The following is a 13,270-nucleotide window of genomic DNA, read 5'->3' on the forward strand; positions in this document are numbered from 1 at the left end:
TCAGGACGCCGCCCGCGCGGGCGCCAGCGCCAGCGCATGGTGCAGCGCCGACGGGTCCGCCCGTACGGCCGCGCCGTCGAACCGCTCCGTGACGCGGCCCGACGTCAGCACCGTCACGTCGGCCGCGCAGCTCGCGGCCAGCGCCGGGCTGGGCGACACCAGCAGGACGGCGATGCCGTCCTCGGCGAGCGTGACGATCAACTCGTGGATCTGCCGCACGAGTACGGGCGCCAGCCCCTCCGTCGGCTCGTCCAGCAGCAGCACGCGCGGCGTGCCCAGCAGGGCGCGGGCCAGGGCCAGCATCTGCTGTTCGCCGCCGGACAGGTCGGCGCCGCGGTTGGTACGGCGTTCGGCCAGCCGCGGGAGCAGTTCGAGTACGCGGTCCGGGGTCCACGCCGGGCCGCGGCCGGTGTCTCCCGGTGGACGGTAGGACAGCCGCAGGTGCTCGTCCACCGTGAGGCCGGCGAAGACGCGGCGGCCCTGCGGCACCAGCCCGACGCCCGTACGGGCGAGGCGGTGTGCCGGACGGCCGGTCACGTCGGTGCCGTTGACCCGTACGGAGCCCGCGGTCGGGCGGAGCAGCCCGGCGACGGTGTGGACGAGGGTGCTCTTGCCCGCGCCGTTGTGCCCGACGACGGCGTGTACGGTGCCGGCGGGGACGGTCAGGTCGAGGCCGTGCAGGACGGTGCCGCCGTCGTAACCCGCCGTCAGGCCGCTGAGTTCGAGCATCGCGTGGGCGTCCTCTCGTACGGTCACGGTGCACCCCCGGGCTCAGCCCCGGCGTCGGCACCCGTGCCGAGGTAGGCGTCGCGTACGGCCTGGTGGTTGAGGGCCGTCTGTACGGGACCCGCGACCAGTTCCCGGCCGTCGACCAGCACGGTGACGGTGTCGGCCAGTTCGGAGACGACCTCGGTGTGGTGCTCGACGAGCAGCATGGCGACGTCGTCCGGTAGGCCGCCCAGCACCTCCAGCAGGCGGTTGACGTCACGGTCCGTCAGCCCGGCGGCCGGTTCGTCCAGCAGGAGGACGCGGGGCCGGGTGGCGAGCGCGGCGGCGAGGTCGAGCAGGCGGCGCTGCCCGTGGGACAGCGAGGACGCGGGGTGGTCGGCGTAGCCGGCCAGCCCGACGGCGGCCAGCTGCCGGTGCGCGGCCTCGGCCCGCTGCCGGCGGCGTACGCCCGTACGGAACAGGGCGCGCGCCCCGGCGCCGCCGCCCGTATGTGCGGTCCGGTGCCGCCAGCCGGCCAGCACCACGTTGTCGAGAACGGTCAGTTCGGCGATCACGGACGGCTGCTGGAAGCTGCGCGCGATTCCCCGGCGGGCGCGCCGGGCGGGCGCCGTACGGGTGAGGTCGCGGCCGTCGAGCACGACGCTGCCGTGGGTGGGGCGTTCCGTGCCCGCGATGAGGTTGAGCAGGGTGGTCTTCCCGGCGCCGTTGGGGCCGATGACGGCGTGCCGCGCGCCCGGGGCGAGCCGGAGGCTCACGCTGTCGAGCGCAGTGAGGCTGCCGTAGCGGCGGGTGAGGCCGGTGAGCGACAGCACCGGCTGCCCGCCCCGGCCTCCGCCGACGGGGTCGGGGAGGGCGTACGCGTCACGGTGCGGCCTCCTGGGCCTTGTCGGCGCTTCCGGCGGCCACGCCGGCGGTCTCGGCCGTATCGGCAGTCCCGGCCGCCTCTGCTGCGGGCTGCCCGACGGCCGTACCGGAGCCCGCGTCCGTACCGCCCGCGTCCGAACTGCCGCCGTCCCCCGGCCCCTTGGCGCCGTCCGGCCCGCGGCCCGACGGCCACAGCCCGGCCAGCCCGCGCGGCAGCAGGTAGACGGTGAGGATGAACAGGCTGCCGAGCAGCAGCGGCCCGTGTCCGGGCCATGCCCCGGACAGCCAGTCCCGGGTGTAGACGATCAGTCCGACGCCGAGCAGCGTGCCGACGACGGACGTCGTGCCGCCGATGACCGCCGCCAGCAGCGCCAGCGCGGCGATCTCGAAGCCCGCGTCGGCCGGGGACACGTACTGCTGGACGCTCACCAGCAGTGAGCCGCCGACCCCGGCGAGCGCGCCCGCGCCGATGTACGCCAGCATCAGATAGCGGGCCACCGGGTGGCCGGAGGCGCGCATACGGGCCTCCGCGCCGCGGCTGCCCGTCAGCAGCTTGCCCGCCGACGAGCGCAGGCACAGGACGGTGATGACGACCACGACGGCCGTGACGGCCAGCGCGTAGCCGTAGACGTCGACTTCCTCGATCATCGGCTCGCCGCCCCACAGCGCCTCGGTGGGCGCGAAGCCGTACAGGCCGTCGGTCCCGCCGGTGACGGACTTCGTCTGGCTGATGACCGTGCCGGTGAGCTCACCGACGGCAAGCGTGATCATGAGCACGGTGGTGCCCCGCGCCCGTATCACCGCCGGGCCCGTCACCAGGGCGAACAGCGCCGACGCGGCCGCGGCGGCGGCCAGTTGGACCGGGCCGACCGTCCAGCCCTCGTCGGCGAGCAGCGCGGTGGTGTACGCGCCGACCGCGAACGGGGCGGTCTGGCCGAGCGTGGGCAGGCCGGCGTAGCCGGTCAGCACGGTGACGCTGACGGCGACGAGGCCGAGCGCCAGCGCGTACGCGACCAGCGAGACGCTGTACTCGTCGAGCACCGCCGGAGCGAACACCAGCGGCCCGAACAGCAGGGCGAGCGGGGCGAATCCGCGCAGCCCGGACCGTACGGGGGTGGGCAGCGACGCCCGTACGCGCGCGGCAGCGGACCGCGCGGAACCGCGGAACGGAGCGGCCCCGCGGCCAGACGCGGCCTCGCGGCCACCCGCGGCACCGCTCCCGGCGCCGCCCCCGGAGCCACCCCGCCGTGCCAGCCGCCGCCGCAGCCGCGCGAGCGGGTCCGCGGCGCCGTCGTGGCCGGTGTCGGGGCCGCCGCCGTGCTCCAGCGCGCCGCCGGGCCGCAGCACCAGCACCGCCGCCATGGACGCGAACAGCAGGTACGGCGCCCAGTCCGGCGCCACCGAGACGCCGAGCGTCTGCACCTCGCCGACGGCGACCGCCGCCAGCAGGATGCCCCACAGCGAGCGGAGCCCGCCGAGTACGACGACCACGAGCGACAGCATCAGCACGTTGTCGGCGGTCCCCGGGCCCGGCCCGATGATGGGCGCGCCGAGCACGCCGGCCGCGCCGGCGAGGGCGCCGGCCGCGGCCAGTACGCCGGTGTGCACGGCCTTGGGGCTGATGCCGCTGGCGGCGAGCATCTCCGGGTCGTCGGCGGCGGCCCGTACGGCCGCGCCCGCCCGCGTACGGGTCAGCACCCAGGTGCCGGCCACGGCGAGGAGCACGGCCATGCCGATGAACGTCAGCCGGTACGCGGGGTACCGGTGCCCGAGCAGCGACACGGACTCGTCGAGCGCGCCCGGGATGTGCACGGGGAGTTCGTCGGCTCCGAAGAACTCCACCAGCAGGTCGCCCACCACGAGCGCCAGCCCGAACGTGAGCAGTGCCTGCGCCAGATGCCCTCGTCTGGACAGCGGCGCGGTCGCCAGGGACAGCAGCGCCCCGGCGGCGCAGGCAGCCGCCGTGCCGGCGGCCAGGCCGAGCAGCATGCCGCCCCAGGTGCCGTCGCTCAGTTCGGCGCCGATGTAGGCGCCGATGGCGTAGAGCGTGCCGTGTGCCAGGTTCAGCACACCGGCGGTGCCGAAGGCGAGGCTGAGGCCCGCGGCGACGACGAACAGCAGCAGCCCGTAGGCCACCCCGTCGACCGCGGGCACCAGCTGGGCGTCGAGTGCACCCACCTCAGTCGCCGAGCGTGGCCAGGTCCTGGACCATGACGTTCGCCAGTTGCTTGCCGTCGGGCCGCACCTGGCGCAGGTACCACTTCTGGACCGGCGAGTGCGTCTTGCCGAACTCCCAGGAGCCGCGCGGGCTTTCGATCTTGCCGAGCCCGTCGATGGCCTTGTTGATGGTGTCCGGCGTCACTTCCTTGCCGCCCTTGCTCGCCTCGGCGATCGCCTTGTCGAGGACGGAGGCAGCGTCGTACGAGGCCATGGCGTACGTGGTGGGCGGCGTGTCGTGCTTGGCCGACCAGTCGGCGACGAACTTCCGGTTGGCCTCGTTGTCGAGGTCGGCGGAGTAGTTGAGCACCGAGTAGATGCCCTTCGCCGCCTTGCCCTGGGCGGGCAGCACGCTGCCCTCGGTGACGAAGGCGGTGTACAGCGGCAGGTCCGCGACATCGGACTGGGCGTACTGCTTGGCGAAGTCGATGGCCGCCTTGCCCGCGTAGAAGCAGTACACGGCCTTGGCGCCGGACTTGGCGATGTCCGCGAAGTACGGCATGAAGTTCGTGGTCTTCGGGAACGGCGTCCACTTGGTCTTGCCGTCCGGGTTGGCGAGCTTGCCGCCCGCCTTCTTGAACGTTTCAGTGAAGCCCCGGAGTTCGTCGTAACCGCCCTGGTAGTCGGGGCCGATCGCGTAGACCGGACCGTCGACCTCCTCCTTCACATGCTCGGCGATGGCCGCGCCCGGCTCGTCCGAGAGGAAGGCGGTGTGCCACAGCCGGTCGACGTTCTTCACCTCGGGCCGGCCGTTGGACGACACCAGCGGGATCTTGGCCTGCTCGACCAGCGGCAGGACCGCCTTGTACGAGCCGTTGGCGACGATGCCCGTGAGCACGTCCACCTTGTCCTTCTTCACCAGCTTGGTCGCGGCGGGCACGGCGGTGGGCGGGCCGTCGCCCTCGTCACCGACGCTGAGCTCGACCTTCTGGCCGCCGAGCTTGTTGTCGTGCGTGTCGAGGTACAGCTCGAAGCCCTTCCGCTGCTCCGTGCCCACGGCCTCGTACGTGCCCGAAAGCGACGCCAGCAGGCCGATCTTGACGGTGTCGCCGTCCCCCGAGTCGCTGCCGCCGCCGCATCCGGCGGCAACGGCCATGGCCATGGTGACGGCGCCGGCGGCCGCGGCCCGGCTTCTCCTGTACTTACGGCGGTGCGCGGTACGTATGCTCTCTGACACGAGGTGCTCCAACGGGGATGGCAGCTTGCCGGGGTGGGGTACGGGGGTCACGAGGCGGGTTGCGCGCTCGGGTTGCGGCCCTCTGGGGACAGGGCCTCGCCGACCTGGTTGATCAGCTCGGACATCATGTAGCTGACCTCGCCGATGTCCGCGTCACGGGTGGTGGCCACGATCAGGGACGCGCCGCTGGAGACGGCCATCGAGAACAGATAGCCGCCCTCCATCGCGGTGAGGCTGTGCTCGACCGGGTCGGCCTGGATCAACTGCGCGGCGCCGGACAGCAGGTTGACGACACCCGACGCGATGGCCGCGAGGCGGTCGGCGTCGTCCTGGTCCATGCCCGCGTAGGCGAGGGCCAGCCCGTCGACGGAGACCGCGATCACCTGTGTGACTTCGGGCATGCGGCGGGCGAAGTCGCTCAGCAGCCAGCTCAGCGAACCGGCGGACGGTGGGGTGGTCATCACGTTCTCCGTTGTGTCTGGTCTTCGGCGGGTCCGGTCGATCCTGAGGGGGAGGAAGAGGGAGACGAGGGGGAAGAGGAGGAAGAGGAGGAGCCGCCGCTCTTGCCCGTGCTCCTGTTGATGCCCTGGGCGTACGCGGCGAGCACGTCGGACACCTGCCGCGAGTCCCGGCGCTTCGGCGCCTTCTTCGCCTTCGGCGCGGGCCGCTGCTCGGCGCCCTCGGGCCCGGCGCCCTCGCCGGGCGTACGGCGCTTGCGCACCGGCAGGCCCGCGGCGCTGATCCCGGCCACGCGGGGCTCCGCCGAGGTCTGCGCGGCCCAGCTCGGCGGGCGGCGCTCGCTGCCGTGCTCGCTGGCCTCGGACCCCTCGTCCACGGGTGCGGGGCGGTCCGTGCCGCTCCCGGGGGCTGCCGTACGGCTGCCCCCGTGGCCGTTCGGGGTGCCGGCCCGGTCGTCGTGGCCGCGGCCGCGGAGCCGCAGCGGCGGGCCGGCGCCCGGTACGGGCGCGGGGCGGCGGCCGCCCACGAGGCCGTCGGCGTCGGGCGTGCCGCCCGCCCCGGTGGCGGGCGGGGCGCCGACGGGCGCCGCGCCGGCCTGGGCGGCCGCGTCGGCGGCGGACGGCGGGGCGTCCCGGCGCTCCGGCGCCGGTATCTCCTCCTGCGGCAGGGTGGCGAGCGCCCCCTTGGGCAGGGTGACCTCGACGATGGTGCCCGGCCCCGAGGAGGCCCGCATCTCCACGACGATCCCGTGCCGGGCGGCCAGCCGCGCCGCGACCTGCAGGCCCATGGAACGTACGCCTCCGACGTCGGACTGCGGCTCGGCGAGCTTCGCGTTCAGCTCGGCGCGCCGCTCGTCGTTCATGCCGACGCCCTCGTCCACGATCTGGACGACGGCGCGGTCCCACAGGTGCCAGGCGGCGACGCCGACCTGGGTGTCGGGGGCCGAGAAGCGGGTGGCGTTGTCGAGGAGTTCGGCGAGCAGGTGGGCCACGTCGTCGACGACGCGTGCGGCGATGCCGATGCTCGGGTCGACGTGGCCGAGGCTCACCCTGCCGAAACGTTCGATCTGCTGAGCCGCGGCGTAGATGACGGACGTACAGGGCGCGTCGGCCGTACGGACCCGGCCGCGCCCGTAGCCGCCCAGGACCAGCAGGTTGTTGGCGTTCCGCTCCATGCGGATGGCGAGGTGGTCCAGCGCGAACAGGACCTCCATCCGCTCCGGGTCCAGCTCCTCGCGCTGCACCGTGGACAGTTCGGAGGTCATGACCGAGGTCAGCTGGGCGCCGCGGCGGGCGACGCCGACGAGTGTCTCCGCGAACTTCTCGTGTGCCTCGGCCTGTTCGGCGGCGAGCCGCACGGCGGCGTAGTGGACCGCGTTGAACGCCTCGCCCACCTCGCCGATCTCGTCCTGGCCGAGGGACTCGAGCGGCTTGCCCGCCCGTTCGGCTATCTCGTCCGGGGTGGCGCCGGAGACGGCGCCGGGCTCCGCGAGCGCCGTCATGACCTGCGGCAGCCGCTCGTGCGCGACTTCGTTCGCGGCGTTCCGCAGGTGCCGCAGCCGCCGGATCATCACCTTGGCGAGGCGGTACGCGATGAACAGCGCGCCGACCAGGGTCACCAGCACGATGCAGAGCTCGCCCACGGCCCACCAGATGTACGTGGTGCGCTGGTCCTTCACCGTCTTCAGCACGTCGGCGTCGGCACGGCGCTCCACCGAGTGCAGCAGGCCCAGCCGGTCGGACGTGGCCTTCTGCCACTGCGTGGGCGAGATCTCGAGGTTCTCGCCGTGGTGGCTGCGGCCCACCTCGTCCTCGAGCCGCTGCGACGCCAGCGCCTTGGGACCGGCGAGGGTCTGGTCCAGCCACGAGCGCCACTCTCCGGGGCCGAGCGCGGAGACGACCGCGGTCGACTCGGTGTAGCCGAGGCGGGTGGCGTCGAACGACCGCTGGGACGCGGGCGTGAAGCCGCCGTCGTCCATCGCGCGCACCACGGTCACCTGCTGCTGGCCCACGTACTCCGTCGCCTTGGACAGCGCGGCCGCCGCCCGGATGTGGTCGGCGACGTTCGCCTCCACGCCGTCGGCCTGCGCGATGCCGTCGCGGTACGCGATGAGGTCGGCGACGACGATGCGGTAGCCGAACGCCATCGACGACAGCGAACTCGCGCCCGAACGGGCCTGGGCGCGCAGCGAGGGAAGTTCGTCCAGGCTGCGGTCGATGCGGTCGAGCGTCGACTCGGTGGTGGCGGGCAGCTTCGACAGGCCGTCGCGCTGCTGCCGGTAGCGGTTCACGCTCGCGTCGGTCGCCTTGGACGCCGTCTGGAGCTGCGCCGCGTCCCCCTGCGACGCCATCACCGCGGCCGCCGCGGCGCGTTCGTGCTGGAGCTTGTACGCCAGATCACCGGCCGAGGCGGCGGCCTCCACCATCGTGGTGAGCCGGTCCGCCTGAACGGCCTGGCTGGTGGCGGGAGTGAGGGCACGCGCCGCAAAGGCGACGGCCACCACAAGCGGAACCGTGATGAGCAGGATCAGCCGACGGGTGATCCTGACCGCACGAGCTCCCTGCTGTGGTCCCCTGCTTGGTCGGAGCCGGGGTTTCTGCGACACGGAGACACCTGACTTGCAGATCGAATTGGTCGGAATCAGGCAGGCAACGTTGGCCACGCGACTGAAGTGACCGGTGGGCCCCCTGATGCGCGCCCATGCTAAGCCGCCCCCGGCCTGCGGCGCGACCAGTTGGGCGCGGATTATGGAGAAACCTGCAACATTCTGATCACATCTGATTGCCTACCAGCCGGAATTCAAGCCTCCGATCGTGAAGCAAACAAAACGGCACGCACGGCGGCCACGGCGAGCACCACCGCGCGCACCCCGGGCAGGACCGGGCATGCCCCAGGCAGAACCGGGCATGACCCGGGCATGACTCGGGCATGACCGCGCCAACCACCGTGACACATCCTGGGATCGGTCCCACACGCGGGGGGGGTGCCTCTATGTCTTTCGTCAAGCGAGGCGTGGGGTTCTGGGTTCGTAGAAGGCGCCGTCGCGGAGCATCGCGAAGAGCACGTTGATCCGTTGTCGGGCCAGGCGGAGGAGGGCTTGCGTGCTCGGTGCCGGGCTCGATGACCACCAGCCCGTCCGGCCTCGCGTCCTCGTACGCGATCTTGTCGAGCAGCTTGGAGCCGGCCAGGCCCACGGACCCGCACAGTCCGGTCGCCGCCCGGCTGTCCCCCCGCAGCCGATCGGCGACCTCCCGCCCGGCCCCAGTGTCCCCCCCACGCGCCGCACCACACCACGCCGCCCCCGCCGAACACCCCGCGCAGGAGACCCAGATCACCGGTCTCGCCGCGCTCGCCCTGCACGGTTTCGCGTCCACTCCCCCGCTGCCCGCGCTCGACCGGATCGACGTGCTCGTCCCCCGTACGCGCCGCCTCCGCTCCGTCGGCTTCGCGCGCATCGTGCGCGGGCAGGCGCTCCCCGAGCCGGAGGAGATCACCGGGCTGCCGGTGGCCCCGGTGACGCGTGCGCTGGCCGATACCGTACGGGACACGGACGACGCCGTGGCCGTGCGCCGCATACTGACCGAGGCCGTACGGGCGCGGCACTGCGAAGCGCGGGCGGTCGTACGGGAGTTGAGCCGCGCCCGGCTGCTGTCGCGCCCGCACGTGGCGGACGCCATCGACGCGCTGCTCGCGGAGGGCCGCGCGATCGCGGAGGAGCACCTCTACGACATGGTGTGCTTCCAGGACCTCCCCGACCCGTGCTGGAACGTCGAACTCCGGCTCCCCGGCGGCCCACACCTGGGCGGCCTCGACGCGTACTGGCCGGACCACGCCGTGGCCGTCGACCTGGACACCCGCGCGCCGCGGCACGGCCAGGAGGAGGAGTCGCTGTGGGAGGAGTACGCGCGCAAGCGGGAGTCCCTGGAGCGCTTCGGGATCACGGTCGTCTACCTCACCCCGGCGAAGCTGCGCGACTCCCCTGAGCAGCAGGCGGCGATCGTACGGACGGCCCTGATGGCCGCGGCCGACCGCGAGCCCCCGGCCCCGGTGGTGGTGACGCCCAGGTGACCCCGGGAGCCGGCCGCCCGCGCTCAGCCGGTCCTCAGCGCAGACGCCCGAGGTGGATCACGCTGACCCTCACGTCCTCCGCGCTGATCTCGTACAGGACCCGATAGGCCCCGACATGGATGCGCAGCACGTCGGCGCTCCCGAACGCGCCTCTGGGACGGGGGTCCTGGGAGAGATGATCGACTGAGGTGAACACCTGCCGTACGCCCTGCGGGTCGGTCTTCGCGTACCGCTCTGCCTGGGTGAGGGCTTCCGGCTCCCAGACGACCCGGTGGGTCACGCCTCGTCTCCGCCGAAGACGCGGCGGTACGCCTCGTCGTGCGGGACGCCGGCGGACTCACCGCGGTCCCGGCGTTCCCGGTACGCGGCCAGTGCGCGCATTTCCTCGAGCTCGAGGGCGTCCGCCGGGCTGACCAGTATCGCGATGGTGTTGCCGTGGTCGGTGATGGCGACCGGTTCCCGGGTGGCGCTGACCTCACGCGCGATGGCGCCAAGCCGGGCGCGGGCCTCGACGATCGAGTACGCGATATCCGTCATGCTCCCCAGATTACACAAGTGAGCACTTCGCCCCGCTCGGCCACAGAACTCAACCGCACAACTCAGCCGCACAACTCAGCCGCAGAACTCCGCCTCCAGGAGTTCGTCCTCCGTCACCGACCAGTCGCCGTTCGCGTGGAAGGCCGCGCTGTGGGCCGTGTCGCGGGTGGCCATCGCGAGGGCCGCGGAGCCGTGGATGGTGCCGTCGTGGCCCCAGACCACCGTGCCGCAGGACAGTTCGCGCGCGCGGAGGCCGAGGCCGTAGCGCTCGTACGGTGTGGTGTCGGCGGTGGGCACGGTCGTGGTCATGGCGCGGAGTTGGCGGGGTGGCAGCAGCCGGCCGTCCAGCAGGGCGCGGAGGAACGTGATCAGGTCACCGGTCGAGGAGATCATCTCGCCGGAGGCGCCCGCGATGGCCGGATTGAGCGCGGTGACATCGTGCACTGTACGGGTGCCGTCCGCGTCCGTACGGGAGCCTTCCGTACGGGAGCCCTCCGTACGGGTGTCGCCCGGCAGCGACGAGTACGCGCGCCCGTGCCGCCCCGGTATCCCCGTGGACTCCCCCGGCAGCGACGTGTCGCGCAGCCCGAGCGGGTCGATGACGCGGTTCCGGATCTCCTCCGCGTACGGGCGTCCGGTGACGACTTCGACAACCAGGCCGGCCAGCACGTAGTTGGTGTTGGAGTACCGCCAGCCGGTGCCCGGCGGGAAGTCCGGCGGGTGGGCCATGGCCGCGCGGACGAGCTCCGCGGGGGCGTGCCGGTCGTACCGCCGGTCAAGGAAGGCCGGACCGAACAGCTGCCTGCGGAAGGCCGGGGCGACGGTGAAGTCGTAGATGCCGCTGGTGTGGTTGAGGAGTTGGCGGAGGGTGATGCGGCGCCCGTTGTGGCCCTGTCCGCGCACGAGTCCGGGCAGCCATTTCTCCACCGCGTCGTCGAGCTTCACCTTGCGTTCCGCTTCAAGCTGGAGCAGTACGGTCGCGACGAACGTCTTCGTGATGCTGCCGATCCTGAACCGCTCCCCCGGCAGCCGCGGGCGGCCCGACTCGCGGTCGGCCACGCCCGCTTCGCCGTGCCACACGCCGCCGCCGTCCTCCGCCTGGCCGAGCAGGCCGGGTGCGTCACCGCGGCGCACCACGGCGTCCATCGCGTCCTGTGTCTGCTCGTGGCCGCCGTCGGCGGCGGCCGAGGAGCTGACGGCGACCGCGAGCGCCACCGAGGAGGCGAGCAGTCCGGCGGCGGCGCTGCGCAGAGACATGGCAGCCGACTCTAGTGCCTCCGCCCCGGCTTCGGGCTTCCGCTTCCGCTTTCGTTTCGACTGCCGCTTCGGCCTCCGCTCCGCCGCCCGTTCCGGCTTCCGCTAGGGCTTCCGCTTCGGCTTCCGCAGGACCAGTTCCGTGTTGCGGTCGGCGGCTTCGCCCGCGAGCTCCGTACGCCTGCCGGGCGCGTTGAAGGACAACTCGCGGTAGAGGGAGGCGAGTCCGGTCTGGGACAGGTCGGCGTAGTCCCCGCGGTGCGGTGCGGCGGACTCGATGAGCGTGGTGAACAGGGACAGCGTGCCGTCGCCGTTGTCGGTGAGTTCGAGGGTGCGGGCCAGCTGCGGGAAGTCGATGTGGGAGGCGGTGGATATCTCCCAGAAGGTGCCGTGCGGGGTGACGGTGTTGCGGTGGCTGTGGCCGTTGATCCAGGCGAGGGCGTGCGGGTTCCGCTTGAGCAGGGCGAGGAGTTCGGCGCCGCCCTCGGGGATGCTCTCCGAGGTGTGGTGGCTGAAGACCAGCACGTAGTCGTCGCGGTACCGCTTCAGCTCCCGCTCCAGCCAGCGCAGTTGGGCGGTGCCCAGCCGGCCCTCGTAGTGGCCGCCGCGCCGGGTGGTGTCCAGGCTGACGCCGACCACGCCGGCGGCTATCCGGAACGTGTAGTACGCGCGGTCCTCGGCGATGTTCGCCTCGGTGTAGCCGTGCCCCACCGGGCCGGCCCCGGCGTACTTGGGGTCGAGGTGCGCCGCCAGGTACTCGCGGGGCGTGAACGGGGCGCGCGCCGGGTCCGGGGCCACGCTGCGCAGCTTCCTGCGGTGCGTGCGCAGCAGGTCCTTGTACTGCTCGCCCTTGGGGTCCATGCCCTTCCGCACCTGCTTCCACATCGCGGCGCCCTCGGCGCGCGGCAGGTCGAACAACTTCTTACCGCCGACCGCGAACTCGGTGAGGAAACCGTCGCCCGCGGCGTAGCAGCCGCCGGGCAGCAGGTCGTGGTTGCCGACGGTGGAGTACCAGGGCAGGGTCAGGCCGGGGCTGCGGACCTCGCGGACCGCGGCCTCCAGGAAGCCGTCGAGGCGGGGGAAGCCGAGTTGCTTGTCGCCGTCGCGGAGCTTGGACTCCGGCTGCCAGTACAGCTCCAGGCCGCAGTTCTGCACGCCCTCGTACGTGCCGGGGTCGCCGGTGTTCGGGGTGATGCGGCCGCCGCTCATCGCCGTGAGGAACCAGTCGAGTTCGGCGGTGCAGTTGTTGTCCGTGTTGTCGCCCGTGGTCATCACGAACGACAGCGGGGCGCCGGTGGCGGGGCCGCCAGGCAGCGCGTTGACGCGTTCGATCAGCGAGACGACGCCCGGCACGGACAGCGCCTCCTGCGGGCGCCAGGCGCTGGGCGTCTCGGCGCGCAGGTACTCGTACCGCAGCGGATGCTGTACGTCCACCATGTGCAGGTCGGTGAACTGCACGAACGACGCGAGCGCCGTCCGCTTCTCCTCCCGCCCCCGGGACGGCTCGGCGAGCTCCGTGCGCAGCACGCGCCGCCAGCCGGGGCCGTCGTCGAGGCGCCGGTAGCCGTTGCCGTACGTGGCGGTGGCGACGCCGTTCAGGGTGGTCGCGGCGCCGGAGGGCCGTACGGCGGCGGCCGCGGCGGGCATCCGCCGCGGGCCGGGGACGGCGCGTGCGGCGGCCGGCGGGCCCGCGGTGGCGGAGCCGCCGGCGGGGCCGAGGACGAAGCCGAGGCCGGTGGTGGCGCCGGCGACGCCCGCCGCGGTGAGGAGCCGCCGGCGGTTCAGCAGGCCGCCGGGTGAGGGTGTGGCGGCGGAGGCGGCGGTGGGGGTGGACGTGGGGGTCTCCGTACGGCTTCTGCCGGACATGCGCGGTCTCCCGAGTGCGAACGCGGCGTGTGCGGGCGGGACGATCCCCACCCCACTCGGGATGCTTGGCAGCGCGGGTGGCCTGCTCTTTAACGACGC

At 73.1% G+C, this 13,270-nt stretch carries 11 protein-coding genes; 1 reads left to right on the plus strand and 10 read right to left on the minus strand.

Annotation, left to right across the window (positions count from 1 at the left end):
* The 6 genes from DVA86_RS23115 to DVA86_RS23140 all read right to left on the minus strand — a co-directional run bounded on the left by DVA86_RS23115 (window position 1) and on the right by DVA86_RS23140 (window position 7,949).
* On the minus strand, window positions 1-729 hold the full coding sequence (locus DVA86_RS23115) for an ABC transporter ATP-binding protein (RefSeq protein ID WP_208885040.1): 729 nt from the start codon (window positions 727-729) through the stop codon (window positions 1-3).
* A 23-nt stretch (window positions 730-752) separates the two neighbouring features.
* Window positions 753-1,541, minus strand: a complete 789-nt coding sequence (locus DVA86_RS23120; RefSeq protein WP_208881083.1) for an ABC transporter ATP-binding protein — start codon at window positions 1,539-1,541, stop codon at window positions 753-755.
* 49 nt (window positions 1,542-1,590) lie between these two features.
* Window positions 1,591-3,771, minus strand: coding sequence for a branched-chain amino acid ABC transporter permease (locus DVA86_RS23125; RefSeq protein ID WP_208881085.1), 2,181 nt, complete (start codon window positions 3,769-3,771; stop codon window positions 1,591-1,593).
* Window position 3,772: 1 nt separating this feature from the next.
* On the minus strand, window positions 3,773-4,912 hold the full coding sequence (locus DVA86_RS23130) for an ABC transporter substrate-binding protein (protein WP_208885041.1): 1,140 nt from the start codon (window positions 4,910-4,912) through the stop codon (window positions 3,773-3,775).
* A gap of 122 nt (window positions 4,913-5,034) precedes the next feature.
* Entirely contained in the window at window positions 5,035-5,448 is a 414-nt protein-coding gene (locus DVA86_RS23135) for a roadblock/LC7 domain-containing protein (protein WP_208881086.1), read from the minus strand.
* The gene (locus tag DVA86_RS23140; RefSeq protein WP_245997017.1) at window positions 5,448-7,949 is read right to left on the minus strand and encodes a sensor histidine kinase; all 2,502 of its coding nucleotides are present in this window, start codon (window positions 7,947-7,949) and stop codon (window positions 5,448-5,450) included. Before DVA86_RS23140 ends, DVA86_RS23135 begins: the two co-directional genes overlap by 1 nt.
* 617 nt (window positions 7,950-8,566) lie before the next feature.
* Between DVA86_RS23140 and DVA86_RS23145 the strand changes: the two genes are divergently transcribed.
* Window positions 8,567-9,514 (plus strand): hypothetical protein, encoded by a 948-nt coding sequence (locus tag DVA86_RS23145; protein WP_425470909.1) that lies wholly within the window; start codon window positions 8,567-8,569, stop codon window positions 9,512-9,514.
* Between the two features lie 34 nt (window positions 9,515-9,548).
* Here the strand turns inward: DVA86_RS23145 and DVA86_RS23150 are convergent, their stop codons facing one another.
* From DVA86_RS23150 to DVA86_RS23165, 4 genes are all read right to left on the minus strand, one after another.
* The gene (locus DVA86_RS23150; protein ID WP_208881090.1) at window positions 9,549-9,794 is read right to left on the minus strand and encodes a type II toxin-antitoxin system RelE family toxin; all 246 of its coding nucleotides are present in this window, start codon (window positions 9,792-9,794) and stop codon (window positions 9,549-9,551) included.
* Window positions 9,791-10,051 (minus strand): type II toxin-antitoxin system prevent-host-death family antitoxin, encoded by a 261-nt coding sequence (locus DVA86_RS23155; RefSeq protein WP_208881092.1) that lies wholly within the window; start codon window positions 10,049-10,051, stop codon window positions 9,791-9,793. Before DVA86_RS23155 ends, DVA86_RS23150 begins: the two co-directional genes overlap by 4 nt.
* Before the next feature lie 75 nt (window positions 10,052-10,126).
* Entirely contained in the window at window positions 10,127-11,308 is a 1,182-nt protein-coding gene (locus tag DVA86_RS23160; RefSeq protein WP_208881094.1) for a serine hydrolase domain-containing protein, read from the minus strand.
* Window positions 11,309-11,410: 102 nt separating this feature from the next.
* Complete coding sequence (locus DVA86_RS23165; RefSeq protein ID WP_208881096.1) at window positions 11,411-13,171, minus strand: TIGR03767 family metallophosphoesterase; 1,761 nt, start codon at window positions 13,169-13,171, stop codon at window positions 11,411-11,413.
* Window positions 13,172-13,270: the final 99 nt, after the last annotated feature.

The organism is Streptomyces armeniacus (assembly GCF_003355155.1).
Taxonomy (GTDB): domain Bacteria; phylum Actinomycetota; class Actinomycetes; order Streptomycetales; family Streptomycetaceae; genus Streptomyces; species Streptomyces armeniacus.

Bases quoted from the DNA above. Each gene is read 5' to 3' on its own strand.
- DVA86_RS23160 (WP_208881094.1), bottom strand. From the start codon at position 11,308: ATGTCTCTGCGCAGCGCCGCCGCCGGACTGCTCGCCTCCTCGGTGGCG.
- DVA86_RS23135 (WP_208881086.1), bottom strand. From the start codon at position 5,448: ATGACCACCCCACCGTCCGCCGGTTCGCTGAGCTGGCTGCTGAGCGAC.
- DVA86_RS23145 (WP_425470909.1), top strand. From the start codon at position 8,567: ATGACCACCAGCCCGTCCGGCCTCGCGTCCTCGTACGCGATCTTGTCG.
- DVA86_RS23130 (WP_208885041.1), bottom strand. From the start codon at position 4,912: ATGGCCATGGCCGTTGCCGCCGGATGCGGCGGCGGCAGCGACTCGGGG.
- DVA86_RS23115 (WP_208885040.1), bottom strand. From the start codon at position 729: ATGCTCGAACTCAGCGGCCTGACGGCGGGTTACGACGGCGGCACCGTC.
- DVA86_RS23155 (WP_208881092.1), bottom strand. From the start codon at position 10,051: ATGACGGATATCGCGTACTCGATCGTCGAGGCCCGCGCCCGGCTTGGC.
- DVA86_RS23165 (WP_208881096.1), bottom strand. From the start codon at position 13,171: ATGTCCGGCAGAAGCCGTACGGAGACCCCCACGTCCACCCCCACCGCC.